This is a genomic window from Streptomyces sp. NPDC047028 (assembly GCF_040644095.1).
GTDB lineage: Bacteria > Actinomycetota > Actinomycetes > Streptomycetales > Streptomycetaceae > Streptomyces.
Window position 1 is genome coordinate 12,354 of sequence record NZ_JBEYVS010000042.1, and the last position, 13,244, is coordinate 25,597.

Annotated in this window: 12 protein-coding genes; 6 read left to right on the forward strand and 6 right to left on the reverse strand. The window is 71.8% G+C overall.

What is annotated here, in order from left to right:
• Positions 1–20: 20 nt before the first annotated feature.
• The 5 genes from ABZ854_RS29770 to ABZ854_RS29790 all read right to left on the reverse strand — a co-directional run bounded on the left by ABZ854_RS29770 (position 21) and on the right by ABZ854_RS29790 (position 6,991).
• Entirely contained in the window at positions 21–878 is an 858-nt protein-coding gene (locus tag ABZ854_RS29770) for an ABC transporter permease (protein ID WP_361216761.1), read from the reverse strand.
• Positions 875–1,825, reverse strand: a complete 951-nt coding sequence (locus tag ABZ854_RS29775; RefSeq protein WP_361216764.1) for an ABC transporter permease — start codon at positions 1,823–1,825, stop codon at positions 875–877. The genes ABZ854_RS29770 and ABZ854_RS29775 overlap by 4 nt, the downstream gene beginning before the upstream one ends.
• A gap of 9 nt (positions 1,826–1,834) precedes the next feature.
• Positions 1,835–3,412, reverse strand: coding sequence for an ABC transporter substrate-binding protein (locus tag ABZ854_RS29780; RefSeq protein ID WP_361216767.1), 1,578 nt, complete (start codon positions 3,410–3,412; stop codon positions 1,835–1,837).
• Positions 3,409–4,530, reverse strand: a complete 1,122-nt coding sequence (locus ABZ854_RS29785; RefSeq protein ID WP_361216770.1) for a mandelate racemase/muconate lactonizing enzyme family protein — start codon at positions 4,528–4,530, stop codon at positions 3,409–3,411. The genes ABZ854_RS29780 and ABZ854_RS29785 overlap by 4 nt, the downstream gene beginning before the upstream one ends.
• Positions 4,531–4,675: 145 nt before the next feature.
• Positions 4,676–6,991 (reverse strand): discoidin domain-containing protein, encoded by a 2,316-nt coding sequence (locus tag ABZ854_RS29790; RefSeq protein ID WP_361216773.1) that lies wholly within the window; start codon positions 6,989–6,991, stop codon positions 4,676–4,678.
• A 246-nt stretch (positions 6,992–7,237) separates the two neighbouring features.
• On the opposite strand from ABZ854_RS29790, the gene ABZ854_RS29795 reads away from it, so the two are divergent.
• From ABZ854_RS29795 to ABZ854_RS29820, 6 genes are all read left to right on the forward strand, one after another.
• Entirely contained in the window at positions 7,238–8,215 is a 978-nt protein-coding gene (locus ABZ854_RS29795) for a sugar kinase (protein WP_361216776.1), read from the forward strand.
• A 107-nt stretch (positions 8,216–8,322) separates the two neighbouring features.
• Entirely contained in the window at positions 8,323–9,540 is a 1,218-nt protein-coding gene (locus tag ABZ854_RS29800; RefSeq protein ID WP_361216779.1) for an ROK family transcriptional regulator, read from the forward strand.
• A 130-nt stretch (positions 9,541–9,670) separates the two neighbouring features.
• The gene (locus tag ABZ854_RS29805; protein ID WP_361216782.1) at positions 9,671–10,894 is read left to right on the forward strand and encodes an ROK family transcriptional regulator; all 1,224 of its coding nucleotides are present in this window, start codon (positions 9,671–9,673) and stop codon (positions 10,892–10,894) included.
• Positions 10,891–11,310: a DUF202 domain-containing protein gene (locus ABZ854_RS29810; protein ID WP_361216785.1), complete on the forward strand. Its 420-nt coding sequence runs from the start codon at positions 10,891–10,893 to the stop codon at positions 11,308–11,310. The genes ABZ854_RS29805 and ABZ854_RS29810 overlap by 4 nt, the downstream gene beginning before the upstream one ends.
• On the forward strand, positions 11,307–11,609 hold the full coding sequence (locus tag ABZ854_RS29815; RefSeq protein WP_361216788.1) for a DUF202 domain-containing protein: 303 nt from the start codon (positions 11,307–11,309) through the stop codon (positions 11,607–11,609). Before ABZ854_RS29810 ends, ABZ854_RS29815 begins: the two co-directional genes overlap by 4 nt.
• Before the next feature lie 16 nt (positions 11,610–11,625).
• Entirely contained in the window at positions 11,626–12,468 is an 843-nt protein-coding gene (locus ABZ854_RS29820; protein ID WP_361216790.1) for an SDR family NAD(P)-dependent oxidoreductase, read from the forward strand.
• A gap of 17 nt (positions 12,469–12,485) precedes the next feature.
• On the opposite strand, the gene ABZ854_RS29825 is transcribed toward ABZ854_RS29820, so the two are convergent.
• Positions 12,486–13,196 (reverse strand): GntR family transcriptional regulator, encoded by a 711-nt coding sequence (locus tag ABZ854_RS29825; RefSeq protein ID WP_361216793.1) that lies wholly within the window; start codon positions 13,194–13,196, stop codon positions 12,486–12,488.
• Positions 13,197–13,244 lie beyond the last annotated feature (48 nt).

Genomic DNA, 13,244 nt, shown 5'->3' on the forward strand with positions numbered 1-13,244 from the left:
GACTCCTTGGAAGGGCGTGGTCAGCGACGCAGGAGGCTCGCGGTGAGCCCGTCGGCGATGAGCTGGAACCCCAGGACGAGCAAGGTGACGGCGGCCATGGGGCCGATGGCGTACCACGGGTTCTGGGCGAGGAAGTTCACGCTGCCCTGGAGCAGGGAACCCAGGGACGGATCGGGCGGGCGGATGCCGATGCCGACGTAGCTCATGCCGCCCTCGATGAACACCGCCGTGGACATCGACAGGGTGAACTGGACGATGAGCGGGGCCAGGCTGTTGGGCAGGATGTGACGGACCAGCACCCGGGCCGGCGAGGCGCCGACGACGGCGGCGGCGATGACGTACTCCCGTTGCCGCTGGCCCATCACCGCGGTGCGGATCAGCCGGCCGAAGAGGGGGATGTTCACCAGCGCGATCGTCAGCATGACCGCGGTGCGGCCCGAGCCGATGATCGAGGCGACCGTGATGCCGGCGATGAGCGCGGTGAACGACAGCATCACGTCGAACAGCCGCTGTACGGCGGTCTCCAGCCAGCGGGCCAGGCCGCTGGCCAGCCCGATCGCGATCCCGGCCAGCGCTCCGGCCGGGACCGCCACGGCGGCGGCGAACACGTCCTGGCGCAGTCCGTACAGGACCCGGGAGAGCAGGTCCCGGCCGTATTCGTCGGTGCCGAGCAGATGCGCGGCGGACGGCCCGGCCAGCGCGTCCGGGCCCTGGAGGGTGGGCGAGGAGGGTGCCAGCAGCGGCGCCAGGAGCCCCGCGGACAGCAGCAGGATCACCAGGGCCAGCCCGATGGTCAGGCCGGGGCGGCGCAGCAGCGGCCCGCGGGCCCGCACGGGGGGTGTGGCGGTGGCCACGGGGGCGGGGGCGGCGACGGTCATGCGCGGTCCAATCTCAGGCGCGGGTCGATGGCCGCGTGCACCAGGTCGGTGAGGGTCTGCAGGACCACGAAGACACCGACGGCGATCAGGAGCAGGTCCTGTACGACGATCAGGTCGCTGCTCTTGACCGAGTCCACGATCAGCTGACCCACGCCGGGCCAGGCGAAGATCGCCTCCACGACGATGGCGCCGCCGAGCATCTGCCCGATCTGGATGCCGAGGACGGTGACGACCGGGGGCAGGGCGTTGGGCAGCGCGTGGCGGAGCACGATCCGGCGTTCGCTGAGGCCCTTGGCCGTGCCGGTCCGGATGAACTCCTCGTCGTAGACCTGCCGGACGGAGGTGGCCAGGAACCGGGCGATCACGGCGGCGGCGGGGAGCGCCAGGGTGAGCGCCGGCATGGCGAGGTACTGCAGGCCGATCACCGGATCGCTGAGCAGGGACTGGTGGCCGCCGGCCGGGAGGAGACGGACGGTGACGGCGAACAGCAGGATCATCAGCACGCCGCTCACGTACGGCGGGACGGCGAACGCCAGCGCGGTCAGCGCACCGGTGACGGTCCGCGCCCTCTTGCTGCGCGAGGTGCCGAGGACCAGTCCGGCGCCGGCGCCCAGGAGCACGGCCAGGACGACCGCTCCGACGGCCAGGGCCACGGTGTTGCCCAGGCCGTTGCCGATCAGTGTCGCGATCGGCAGCCCGCGGACGTAGGAGTTGCCGAGGTCACCGCTGAGCACACCGCCGAGCCAGGTCAGGTACTGCTGCGGCAGCGGGGCGTCGAGGCCGAGCTGCTGCCGCACGGCCGCGATCGTGGCGGGCGAGGCGTCGGGGCCCGCCGCGACGGCCGCGGGATCGCCGGGAGCCAGGTGCAGCACTCCGAAGACGACGATCGACGCGATGCAGAGCACCAGGACCGCGGAGGGGACCCGGCGCAGCGCGTAGCGCAGCATCAGTTCTCCTCAGGCCAGGTAGGCGTTGTCGAGGTCGAGGTAGTCGTACATCGTCCAGGCGACGCCCTTGAGCTTGTCGGCGACCGCGTACGTGTGCGTGCTGTTGACCAGGTCGATGACGAACTGCTCCTCCAGCAGCAGCTCGGTGAGCTGCTTGTAGGTGCCGGGGAGGCTGCCGGGGCCGCCGGTCCAGGCGGCGTCGGCCAGGCGGGTGTAGGTGTGGCTGCTGAAGTTCGAGGCGTTCTGCTGCGCGTTGAACGGGAACGCGCCCTTGGCGAGGGTCGCGGGCGAGAGCTGGCCGAAGCCGTGCCCGTTGACGAACAGGCCGGGGAGCTTTCCGCTGACGAACAGCTTCTGGTAGTCGGCGGCCAGCTTGGGCTGCAGCGTGGCCTTGAGCCCCGCGTCGGCGAGGTTCGACTGGACGATCTGGGCGACGGCCGTGTTCGTGGCCAGGGAGTTGCTGTAGTAGACGTCGATCTTCGTGCCGGTCGCGCCGGCCGAGCGCAGCATCCGCTTGGCCTTGGCCGGGTCGTAGCTGTAGGTGGCGGCCTGCTTCTTGTCCCAGGCCGGGGATCCGAACGACCACGGCACGCTGGAGGTGCGGCCGATGCCGCCGAGCGCCTGCTTCAGGATGCGGTCGCGGTCGATGGCCCAGGCGATCGCCAGGCGGACCTCGGGCTGGTCCAGCGGCTTGACCTGGACGTTGGCGCCGACGTAGTAGGTGAGGTCGTAGGCGTCGGACTGCAGGAGCCGGAAGCCCGCGTGGTCCCGGATGCCCGCGGCGTCCAGCGGCGAGAGGTCGAGGGCGAGCTGTGCCTGCCCGGAGCGCAGCGCCGCGACGGCGGAGGACGACTGGCTGACGATGCTGATCTCGATGCCGTCGAGGTAGGGCCGGGACGGCTTCCAGTACTTGTCGTTGCGCTTGAGGGAGATGGCGGAGCCGGGCGTGTAGGACGCCACCTTGAAGGGACCGGTGCCGATGATCTTCTGGCCCGTGGCCAGGTCGTCGATCGTCTCCTTGTCGAGGATGATCATCATCTCGAGCATGTCCCAGACGTTGTTCACCGCCTTGCCGAACACGACGGTGACCTCGTGGTCGCCCGTCTTCGTGGCGGAGGTGACCTGCATGGCGGTCGCCTTCATCTGCGTCGCCGTCGTGTCCTTCGCGTAGTACTTCAGGACGAAGACGACGTCCTCCGGCGTGAAGGGACGTCCGGTGTGGAAGGTGACGTCGTCCCTCAGCTGGAAGACGTACGTCTTCCTGTCCGCCGACACCGTCCAGCTCTTGGCCAGCTGCGGCTGCGGCTGCAGCGACGTGTGGTCGAGCGAGACCAGGGTGTTGAAGACCGTCCGGTTGACGGAGAAGTTCGGGTTGTTCTGGGACGGCAGGGACAGGGGCAGGATGTCCGCGCTCTGCACCATGTGCAGGGTGCCGCCGGATCTTGGCCGCCCGCTGCCGGTGGAGGTGCTGTCTCCGGCCGCGCTGCGGCAGGCCGGCAGGAAGACGCCCGCGCCGACGACCAGACCGCCCCCGAGGAGGGCGCGGCGGGAGGGGCGGGGCAGCCGGGACGGTTGCTGATCGTTCACTGTGACTCCAAGGGGGTGGTGGACCATACGAGCCGTGCGCTGGTTCGGGAGAAGTCGAGGCTGATGCCTAAACCCGGGCCCTCCGGGACAGTGAGGTGCGCGTCCTCGACCCACTCTGCGGGACGCACGGTGGAGGGTCGCCAGGGAACTTCCCCAGTCGCGACCTCCAAGCTGATCGCGCTGGGGCAGGCGAGGAAGAGGTGGGCGCCGGCGGCGGTGCCGACCGGCCCGGTGGGGTTGTGCGGCGCGACGCGGACGTCCGGCACCGCGGCGAGCATGGCCGCCGCGCGGGTGATGCCGCCGGCGTGCTTGACGTCGGGCATGACCACGTCGATCACGCCGGCCGTGACGGCCGGGTGGATCTGGCGGGCGTCGTGGGCGAACTCCCCGCCCGCCAGGATCATGTCGCCCGCCGAGCGGCGCAGCCAGGACAGGCCCTCGACGTCCTCGATGTCCGTGGCGTCCTCCAGCCAGCAGACGTTCAGGTCCCGCAGGGCGGGGAGGATCCGCCCGACCTCCTCCAGCGGCAGCCGCTCGTGGCAGTCGACCATGAGGGAGATTCCCTCACCGACCGCCTCGCGCAGCGCCGTGAGACGGGCCAGACCCACCTCGGCGAGCGGCCGTCCTTCGGCCGGTACGTCGAACGGTGCGAACTTGATCGCGGTGTGGCCGTTCTTTACGGCTTCGAGCGCCGCGCGGGCCACGTCGCCCGGTTCGCGGCCGCCGACGAACCTGTTGATGTTGGCGTACACCGGGACGCGCCGGCGGGCCCGGCCACCGAGCCACCGCCACACCGGCATGCCGTGGCCGCGGGCGGCGAGGTCGCACAGGGCCTGTTCGACGCCGCCCACGACCGTGCGTCCCCAACGCGTCGGGGGCACGAGCCCCAGGGCCTTGTCGGCCCAGCGCCGTACGTCGTCGGGCTCGGTGAGCGGTTCGGCGACCGCGGTGCCGATGAAGTCCTCCAGCATGTCCAGCGCCGCGACGGCCTCCGGCAGCGGCCCGCTGTCCGACATCTCACCCAGGCCGGTCCGGCCATTCGGGGTGGTGATCCGGACCACGCGCCACTGCGTGCGGTCGCTGACCGCATAGGTGAACAGCTCGAGCGCGGTGCCCATTTGTCCTGCCGTTTCCGTTTGGCTAATTGGTTTTCACACAGTAGAAACTAACTAGGTCCAGGCGTCAACCCCGGACGGGGATGAACTTCACCGGCCGCGCGAGGCGGTCGCGCTCAGGGCGCGACCACCTCGCGGTGGCCCCGGCTCAGGTACCGCCGAGGTTGATCTCGTCGGCCGTGGTGAACTGCTGTCCCAGGACCTCGGACAGGGCCCTGAGGCGTACGTAGCGGCCGGTGGTGGGCGGGAAGGACGCCGTCTTCTCCGCCGTCGAGTTGCCCCAGGTCCCGGTGGCGACCGGGCTGCCCCAGTTCACGCCGTCGGTACTGACGTAGACCTCGTAGTTCGCGATCATGCCGTTGCTGTTGCCGTCCTGACGCGGCAGGTAGGACAGGGACGTCAGGGTGTGGCTCGTGCCGAGGTCGAGCTGGATCTCGTGCGGCAGCGGGTCGGCGCCGCCGCTCCACTTGGTGATCCAGCGGGTGTTGAGGTCGCCGTCGAGGACGTTGCTGCCGGCCCCGTTCGCGGCCACGGTCTCGGTGCTGTCGACGTACTTCACGCTCCACCCGGTGCGGTCGAGCCGGTGGGTCTCGGTCCCGGTCAGCTGGAAGGCGGTGACCGAGTGGGCTGGGAAGGTGTACGTGAGTCCGCCGGGGCCCACCGGCGTGGTGCTCTTGGTCAGGGTGACGGCGTCGGGGTCGGCGGGGGTGTTGACCGAGGTGGTGGCGGCTCCGTCGACCGTCCACACGGCGGCCGTGCCGGTGGAGGCGAAGTGAGCCGGAGTGACCTGTGCCTGCCGGTCGACGGTGTCACGGTTGATGACCGTGAGGAACAGATGACCGGAGCCGTCCTTGGTGGCGATGGTCTTCAGGCTGCCGTAGTTGCCGGCGTAGCCCGCCTTCACCGGGTTGCCGGTGATGCTGCTGGAGACCACGGTGGAGCCCGTCATATGGGTGAACAGCGTGAGGACGTGGGCGGAGGCGGAGTTGACGAAGTCGGGACTGCCGCCGCCGAACAGCGACTGGGCGGCGCCGCCGAGCCCGCCGACCCCCGGTGGCCCGGCGGTGAACTGGTAGTCGACCAGGCAGTGCCGCTCGGCCACCGGGATCCCGAGGCGTATCCAGTTCGCCATGTCGTTCGCCTCGACCAGCCCCTGGTCCAGTGAGGCGAGGTAGTTCCCGTCGTCCCCGGTGTAACCGCCGAGATACATGCCGTACTCGGACAGCATGACCGTCGGGTTGCCCGGGTAGCCGGCGATGGTGTTCTGCAGGGTGGCGACGGAGTTCTGCGTGTCGGACTGGGACATGGCGATGTCGTGGGCCTGGTTGGCGTTCGCGGTGTCGTCGAATTGCACGTACGGGTGGTCCTGGACGCAGTCCGTGGTCACCGTGGGAAGGACGAAGTCCGAGCAGACCTTGATGGTCGGGTCGACCGCACGCATCGCGTCGCGGAAGGCCGTGTAGCCGTCGTGCGGGCCGGAGGTGTAAGTGAGGGTGATCGCCTTGCCGTTCGGCGGAACGGCCCCGTGCACGCCGTCGCCGAACGTGACCTTTCCGGTGGCCGGATCGATGGTGTACACCGTGTCGGTGGCCCCCGCCGAGCTCAGGCCGGAGACCTGGGTCCAGGCCGTGCCGCCGACGTACACCGTCTGGCCGGGGGCCACCGCCGGATAGTAGGCGTAGAACGACTGGTTCGCCGCGCCGGTGCTCAGGCTGCCGGCGGTCGTACGGTCGCACTTGCCGCCCATGGGCTGCTTGGTGAAGCTGACGGTGCCGCCGGTCGCGTACTTGTCGTTGCCGCCGCCCGCCCCGCTCAGCCAGTAGTCGCCGTTCGCGTACCCGTTGAGCTCGTTGCCGACCTCCCAGTACTTCACGTGGTAGGGAGCGGCGTGCCCGTTGGCCTTTCGCAGGGAGCCCCAGTAATTGCTGCCGTCCGACGGGGCGTTCATGTACGCCACCCAGTCGGCGGCCTCCTGCGCCGAGCCGTCCCCGAAGTTGACCACGATGCTCGTGCTCGCGCCGATCGACTCGGCGAACCGGGCGGCCTCGTCGACGCCGTAGTGGCTGTCCAGGACCATCCCCGAGCCGCCGTGGGTCTGGCAACCGCGGCTGCCGATGGGGCCGATGGCGTCCTTCCAGTGGAACAGGGAACCGATGATGCCGCCGGGATACCTGAGCATGCTGATCCCGGCGTCCTGGGCCAGCGAGGACAGCGCGGGGTAGACCTGGCCGGTGCTCGGGTCGGACCCGCCGAACTGGTCAAATCCGAACCGGGTGTTGGCACCGAACAGCGAGGGGCTGACCGAACCCGAGGTGGTGGTGGGATCCACCGTGATGGTGGCCATCGAGGCCGCGCGTGCCGGTCCGGCCGGAGCGAGCAGAGCCGTCATCGCGGCGACTGCCATGGCCACCACGAAGGCCACGACGGTACGTGGGCACAGGCGCCCGGGGGGAGAAGAAGTCACGCGGATACCTCCGTCCAGCCCCCACGAAGACGATCACCATGGGGCTGAGGATGTCTAAATTCCCAGTGGGAACTATTGGGCGGCCAGACGCTAGCGCCGTGCTTCCTTGCATGACAAGCGTTCTACGGCTTCTTTCGCGAGACACGGGGTGGCGGGGGAAGGTCTTGTGTGCACTGTCCCCGGAGGGTTAACTTGCAATAGGTAACAAAGTCGACAGCCCGCCCCGCCCCGCGACGAAAGTGTGAGATGACCCCGACCCGCGAGCGCCCGGACAACGGCGCCGACCTGGTCTGCGTCGGCGAGACGCTCGCCGTCATGGACGCCACTGACCCGGGCCCCCTACGGCATTCCCGCTCCTTCTGCCTGCGTCTCGCGGGCGCCGAGTTCAACGTGGCGATCGGCGCGGCCAGGCTGGGCACGCGCACCGCCTACATCGGCCGGATCGGCGACGACGAACCCGGCCGGCTCGTACGCGAGGTGCTGCTCGCCGAAGGCGTCGACGCACGCGGCCTGACCGTCCACCCCGACCTTCCCACCAGCCTGATGGTCAAGGAACACCGGATGCCGGGCGTCGTCGGGGTCACGTACTACCGGCGCGGCAACGCGGGATCGACTCTGACCCCGGCGGACCTCGACCCCGCGCTGCTGCGCGATGCCGCCGTCCTGCACCTGTCCGGCATCACTCCGGCGTTGTCGGCGAGCGCCCGCGCCACGGTCTTCGCGGCCGCGGAAGAAGCCCGGGCGGCCCGTACGCTCGTGTCCCTCGACCTCAACTACCGCGGCCGGCTGTGGCCCCAGGACGAGGCCGCCGCGGTCCTGCGCGACCTCGCCGCCCACGCGGACGTGGTGTTCTCCACCACGGAGGAGGCCGCCCTGCTGTGCCCCGCGACCACCCCCCGGGACGCCGCCCACCGACTCGCCGCCCTGGGGCCCCGCGAGGTCGTGGTGAAGAGGGGCGCCGAGGGAGCCGTCGCCCTGGTGGACGGAGTCTGCCTGGACCAGGGCGCCTTCCCTGTCCGGGAGGTCGACCCCACCGGCGCCGGTGACGCCTTCGTGGCCGGATACCTGGCCGAACGCATCGCGGGAGGCGGGGCCGCGGACCGCCTCGACCTGGCCGCCCGCCTCGGAGCCTTCGCCGTGACCCAGCCGGGTGACTGGGAGGGCCTGCCGCGGCGAAGCGACCTCGGCCTGGTCGAGCACCGGGCCGGCACGGTCCTGCGGTAGGCCCGACGCCGTCCGATCCGGCGGCCGGGCCAAGTTACGATCGGGAAACAAGGGATGGCGCCCCGCAGGCCGAGCGGTCCGCCCGGTGCGGGAGAGGGCGGAGGCACATGAACGGCGGCGGAGCGGCCAGGACCTTCGACGTCTCCCGGCAGAACGTCGCGTTCATCGTGCGCGCGGTTCTGGAGGGCGGCCCGCTGCCCCGCGCCCGTATCTCGGAGCGCACGGGCCTCTCGGCGGCGGCCGTGACCCGGCTGTCGGCGCGGCTGGTGCAGGCGGGCCTGCTGCGGGAGCTGCCGTCCGTCCTGGGGGCGGCCGACGCGGGCCGGCCCAGGGTGCCGCTGGACCTGGACGTCGCGACCCGTCTCACCGTCGGTGTGCACGTCGGTCTGCTCCGCACGTCGGTCGGTCTGGTCAACCTGCGCGGGAACGTGGTGGCCCGGACGGTGCTGCCGCACGGTTCCACCGACCCGGAGGTGATGGCGGACCAGGCCGTGTCCGGTGTCGAGGAGCTCATCGCGGCCGAGGCGAAGGGCCGTACCGTACTCGGCGTCGGCGCGAGCATGGGCGGCTGGATCGACACCGACGGGGGCCGGGTGGTGGAGCACGCCGCCCTCGGCTGGCGGGACGTGCCGTTCCGGGACCTGCTGGCCCGACGGCTGGACGTGCCCCTGCTGTTCGACGACACGGTCCGCGGCATGGCGGTGGCCGAATGCACCTTCGGTGCGGGCACGTCCGTCCACAGCGTCGCCCAGCTGTTCGTCGGCAACGTGGTCGGGGCGGCGATCATGATCGACCGCCGCGTCCACCGCGGCCCCCGGTCGGCCGCGGGCTGGCTGACGCACCTGCCGCTGTACGGCGCCACGGGCGGCGCCTGCACCTGCGGCCGCCGTGGGTGCGTGCAGAGCGTCGTCAGCGACGCGGGCATGCTCGACCGGGCCCGGGAGCGCGGGGTCGCCGCGCCCGGCGAGCAACTGGAAGACCTCATCGACCGCTCGCGCGGCGGCGACAAGGCGGCGGCACGGGTGCTCCGAGAGCGCTCCCGGCACGTGGGACAGGTCGCGGCCCTGCTCCTCGACGTGATCAACCCCGACATCGTGGTCCTCGCCGGAGGCCCGCTGGCCACCCCCGAACACCTGCCCGCCGCCCAGCGCGAGCTCGGCAAATGGAGCCGCCTGGAAGCCGGCGCCGCACCGCGGCTCGTGCCCTCGGCGCTCGGCGAGCACGCCCAGGTCCTGGCGTCGGCGGCGGTCTTCCTGGAGGCCTACTTCGCGGACCCGCTGTCCTACGAGGACACCGACGCCATTTTGCAGGGGCCGCCCGGGTGACCGAGGGGTGACGAACCGGACCATACGGCCCCGCCCCCTTGCCTAGTTGGTTTTCGCACAGTAGAAATTAACTAGTGCCATCGGTCCCACCAGAACCGGCGGCCACCCGATCACACACCTGGACTCAGAGATGACTACGCAGCCGAACGGCGGCCCCCGCAGCGGTCAGCAGCTGGAGAGCCTGCGCCGACGCAACGCGGCGGCCGTCCTGGGCGCGGTGCGGACCCGCGGGCCACTGGCCCGGTCGGAGATCGCCGACACGACCGGACTCAGCCCCACCGCCGTCACCAAGATCAGCGCGGCCCTGGTGCAGGCGGGCTACATCACCGAGTCCACCAGGCCCGCCGAAGGGGAGCGCGAACCCGGCAGGCCCCGGGTGCCGGTCGAACTCGACCTGTCCCGGCACCGGTTCATCGGCGTCCACATCGGCCTGCAACGCGTCACCGTGGGCCTGCTGAACCTCGCCGGCGAGGTCGTGGACCTCAAGGCCCGCGACCACCTCGCCGCACCGCCCGCCGGCGTCCTCGATCTGGCCAGGAGACTCGTGGCCGACGTCCTGACCGGGACCGGCGGCACACCAGTGCTCGGGTACAGCGCCTGCTGCGGCGGCTGGGTGTCCCCGGACGACGGCGTCGTCCGCGAGTTCACCGGCCTCGGCTGGCACGACGTACCCCTCCGCAAGGCCCTCACCATCCCCGGCCTCCCCGTACCGTCGGTCGACTCCTCGGTGCGCGCCCTGGCCCTCGCGGAAAGCAGACTCGGCGCGGCCCGGGACGCCGGCAACGTGCTCTACCTCTTCGCCGGCAACGTCATGGGCTCGGCGCACGTCCTGCACGGCCAGATCGCCCGGGGCCGCGACTCCGCGGCCGGCGCCATCGACCACCTGACCGTCGGCGGCGCGCACGGAATCACCTGCGTCTGCGGCCGCACGGACTGCCTCGCCGCGACCGGGAGCGACCTGGCGGTCACCACCGCCGCCACGGACCTGGACCTGCTGCCCCCCGACGCCCACATCGAGGACGTCGTCGCCCTCTCGCAGGGCAGCGGCGAACGCGCCGCACAGGCAGCCCGCCTCCTGGCACGGCGGGCCGCGCACGTGGGCACGGCACTCGGCATGCTCCTCGACCTCTACGACCCCGACATCGCCGTGGTCGGCGGCGGCGTCCGGCTCGCCATCGAGCACTTCCCGGAAGTCGTCACCGCCGCCCGCGCCCGCTGCGCCTCCCCGCACACGGAGACCCCCGTGGTGCCCTCCGCGCTGGTCGGGCCCTCCGCACTGGCGCAGGGCGCCGCGGTGCCGGCACTGGACGCCTTCTTCGACGACCCACTCGGCGCCGCGGCTGTGGCGCCATGAGCGGCATCACCCTGGGAGCAGCCACGGGAGCCGGGCACCGTGCCGCCGACACCCCGCCCGAGACCGGCACGGGGACCGACCACGGGACCGAACCGGACTACCGGTTCTCCCTGGCCAACGAACGAACCGCCCTGGCATGGTTCCGCACCGCGCTGGCACTCCTGGCAGGCTGCGTGGGCCTGTTCCAGTTCTCCCCGGAGGGCGCCGTCCCCGCCCTGCGCACCGCGCTGAGCACCCTCCTGGCAGCACTGAGCATGGCCGCCTCGACGGGCGGCATGCTCAGGTGGCGCCAGGTCCAGGCGGCCATGCGCCGAGGCGGCCCGCTACCGCCGTCCGGCGCTCTCCTCCTGCTGATCCAGGCCACGGGACTCATCGCGGTCGCCCTCGCCGTCGTTCTGCTCACGGTGACCGCTTGACGCCGCCGGGCCTGCAACACGAGCGGACCTCACTGGCCTGGCGGCGCACCGCGCTGGCGGCGCTGGTGAACGGCCTGCTGCTGTTCCTCCACCCCGCCGCCACCACCGCCCTCTCCCAGTGGCGCGTCCTGCCGGCCGCGCTGGCGGCGACGGCCTTCGGTATCAGCCGCTGCCGGGCCCGCGCCCTGCGCGACCGGCCCGAGCACGCCGCCGCCGTCCCGGCCCGGACCGTGATCGCGGTGGGCACCGCGCACACGGTCCTCGCCGCGACGGTCCTGACCCTGCTCCTGCTCGGCTGACCCACACATCCGTCCTGTGAACAAGGACCAGAAGAACGACCTGAAGAAGGAGACGACCATGAGCGTTCGCCGGACAGTCGGCCTGGTGCTCGGCGGCGGAAACGGCATCGGCCGCGCGTGCTGCGAGCGGTTCGCGGCGGCGGGAGGTGCCGTTGCGGTGGCCGACCTCGACGGCACGGCGGCCGCGGAGACCGCCCGGCGCGTCGAGGCGGCCGGCGGCGAGGCGATGGTACTCACCGTCGACGCGACCGACCCCGAGGCCGTACGGCACGCAGTCGACGAGACGGAGGGCCGCTTCGGCGCCCTGACCGCCGCCGTCCACACCGTCTACCGCGACTCTCCCGCCCCGGTGACCGAACTGACCCCGGCCGCCTGGGAATCCACCCTCGCCGTCGGCCTGACCTCCGCCTACGCACTCGCCCGTGCCGCGGTGCCCGCCCTGTCCGCGACCGGCGGCTCCCTCACGTTCGTCTCCTCCATCCAGGCGTCGTTCGGGTTCCCCGCCATGTCGGCCTACTCGGCGGCCAAGGCAGGCGTCCTCGGCCTCACCCGCCAACTGGCCGTCGAGTACGGCCCCTCCGGCGTCCGGGTGAACGCCGTCCTGCCGGCCCTCGTCCTCAACGACCGCAACCGCGCCTCCTGGACGGCCGAACCGGGTCTGCTGGACCGCCAGGCCAGACTCTTCCCGCTGCGCAGGGTCGGCGAACCGGACGACGTCGCCCGGGTCGTGGCCTTCCTCGCCTCCGACGACGCCCGCTTCGTCACCGGCGTCGCCCTCCCCGTCGACGGCGGCATGTCCGCCCTCTCACCGGCCGCCGCCCACTTCGAGGAGGCACTGGAACACCGCACGACGACCTGACACCTCACCACGCGCCGTCACGCCGGCGAGGACAGCCCGTCGAGCAGGCTGCGGCGGGCGGAGTCGACGTGCTCCTCGGCACGCCGGGCGAGCGTCTCGCGGTCGTCGGAGCGCAGGAGCGCCGCCAGTTCGCGGTGCTCGTCCACGACGCGGGCGCGGTAGTGCTCGTGTCCGAGGGCGATACGGCGCAGCTGGAACAGGTGGACCTGCGAGCGCACGGCGTGCCAGGCGGCGGTGAGTCTGCGGTTGCCCGCGGCGTCGTAGATCCGGTCGTGGAAGGCGAGGTCCAGGGCGAGCAGCCGGGCGCCGGAAACGTCGTCGGCCGCGGCGCCGCCGATCTCGTCCGCCATCGCGCCGACGAGGGAGTCGAGTTCGTCCAACTGGCTCTCGGCAGAGCTCCGTTGGGCGCTGGTCGCGGCAAGGCGGTCCAGTGCGGCGCGCAGGGTGTAGACCTCCTCGATGTCCTCGACGGTGACGTCGATGACGGTGGTGCCGCGGTGCCAGACGCTGCGGACGAGCCCCTCGCGCTGGAGGAGCGCGAGCCCTTCCCGCACCGATCCGCGGCTGACCCCCAGCGAGCCGGCGAGTTCCACCTCCCGCAACTGCGAGCCGGGCGGGAAGTGGCCGCTGAAGATCGCCTCGCGCAGGAGATCGGCGGCTTCCTGCGCCAGCCCTCGGCGGCTGGCCTTCGGGAGCGGGGGCGGGTGCAGCACTGGATCGGCACTCATGTCTCAATGTTGACATTCGACATCGCAGGCGGCAAGGTCGGAAACGCC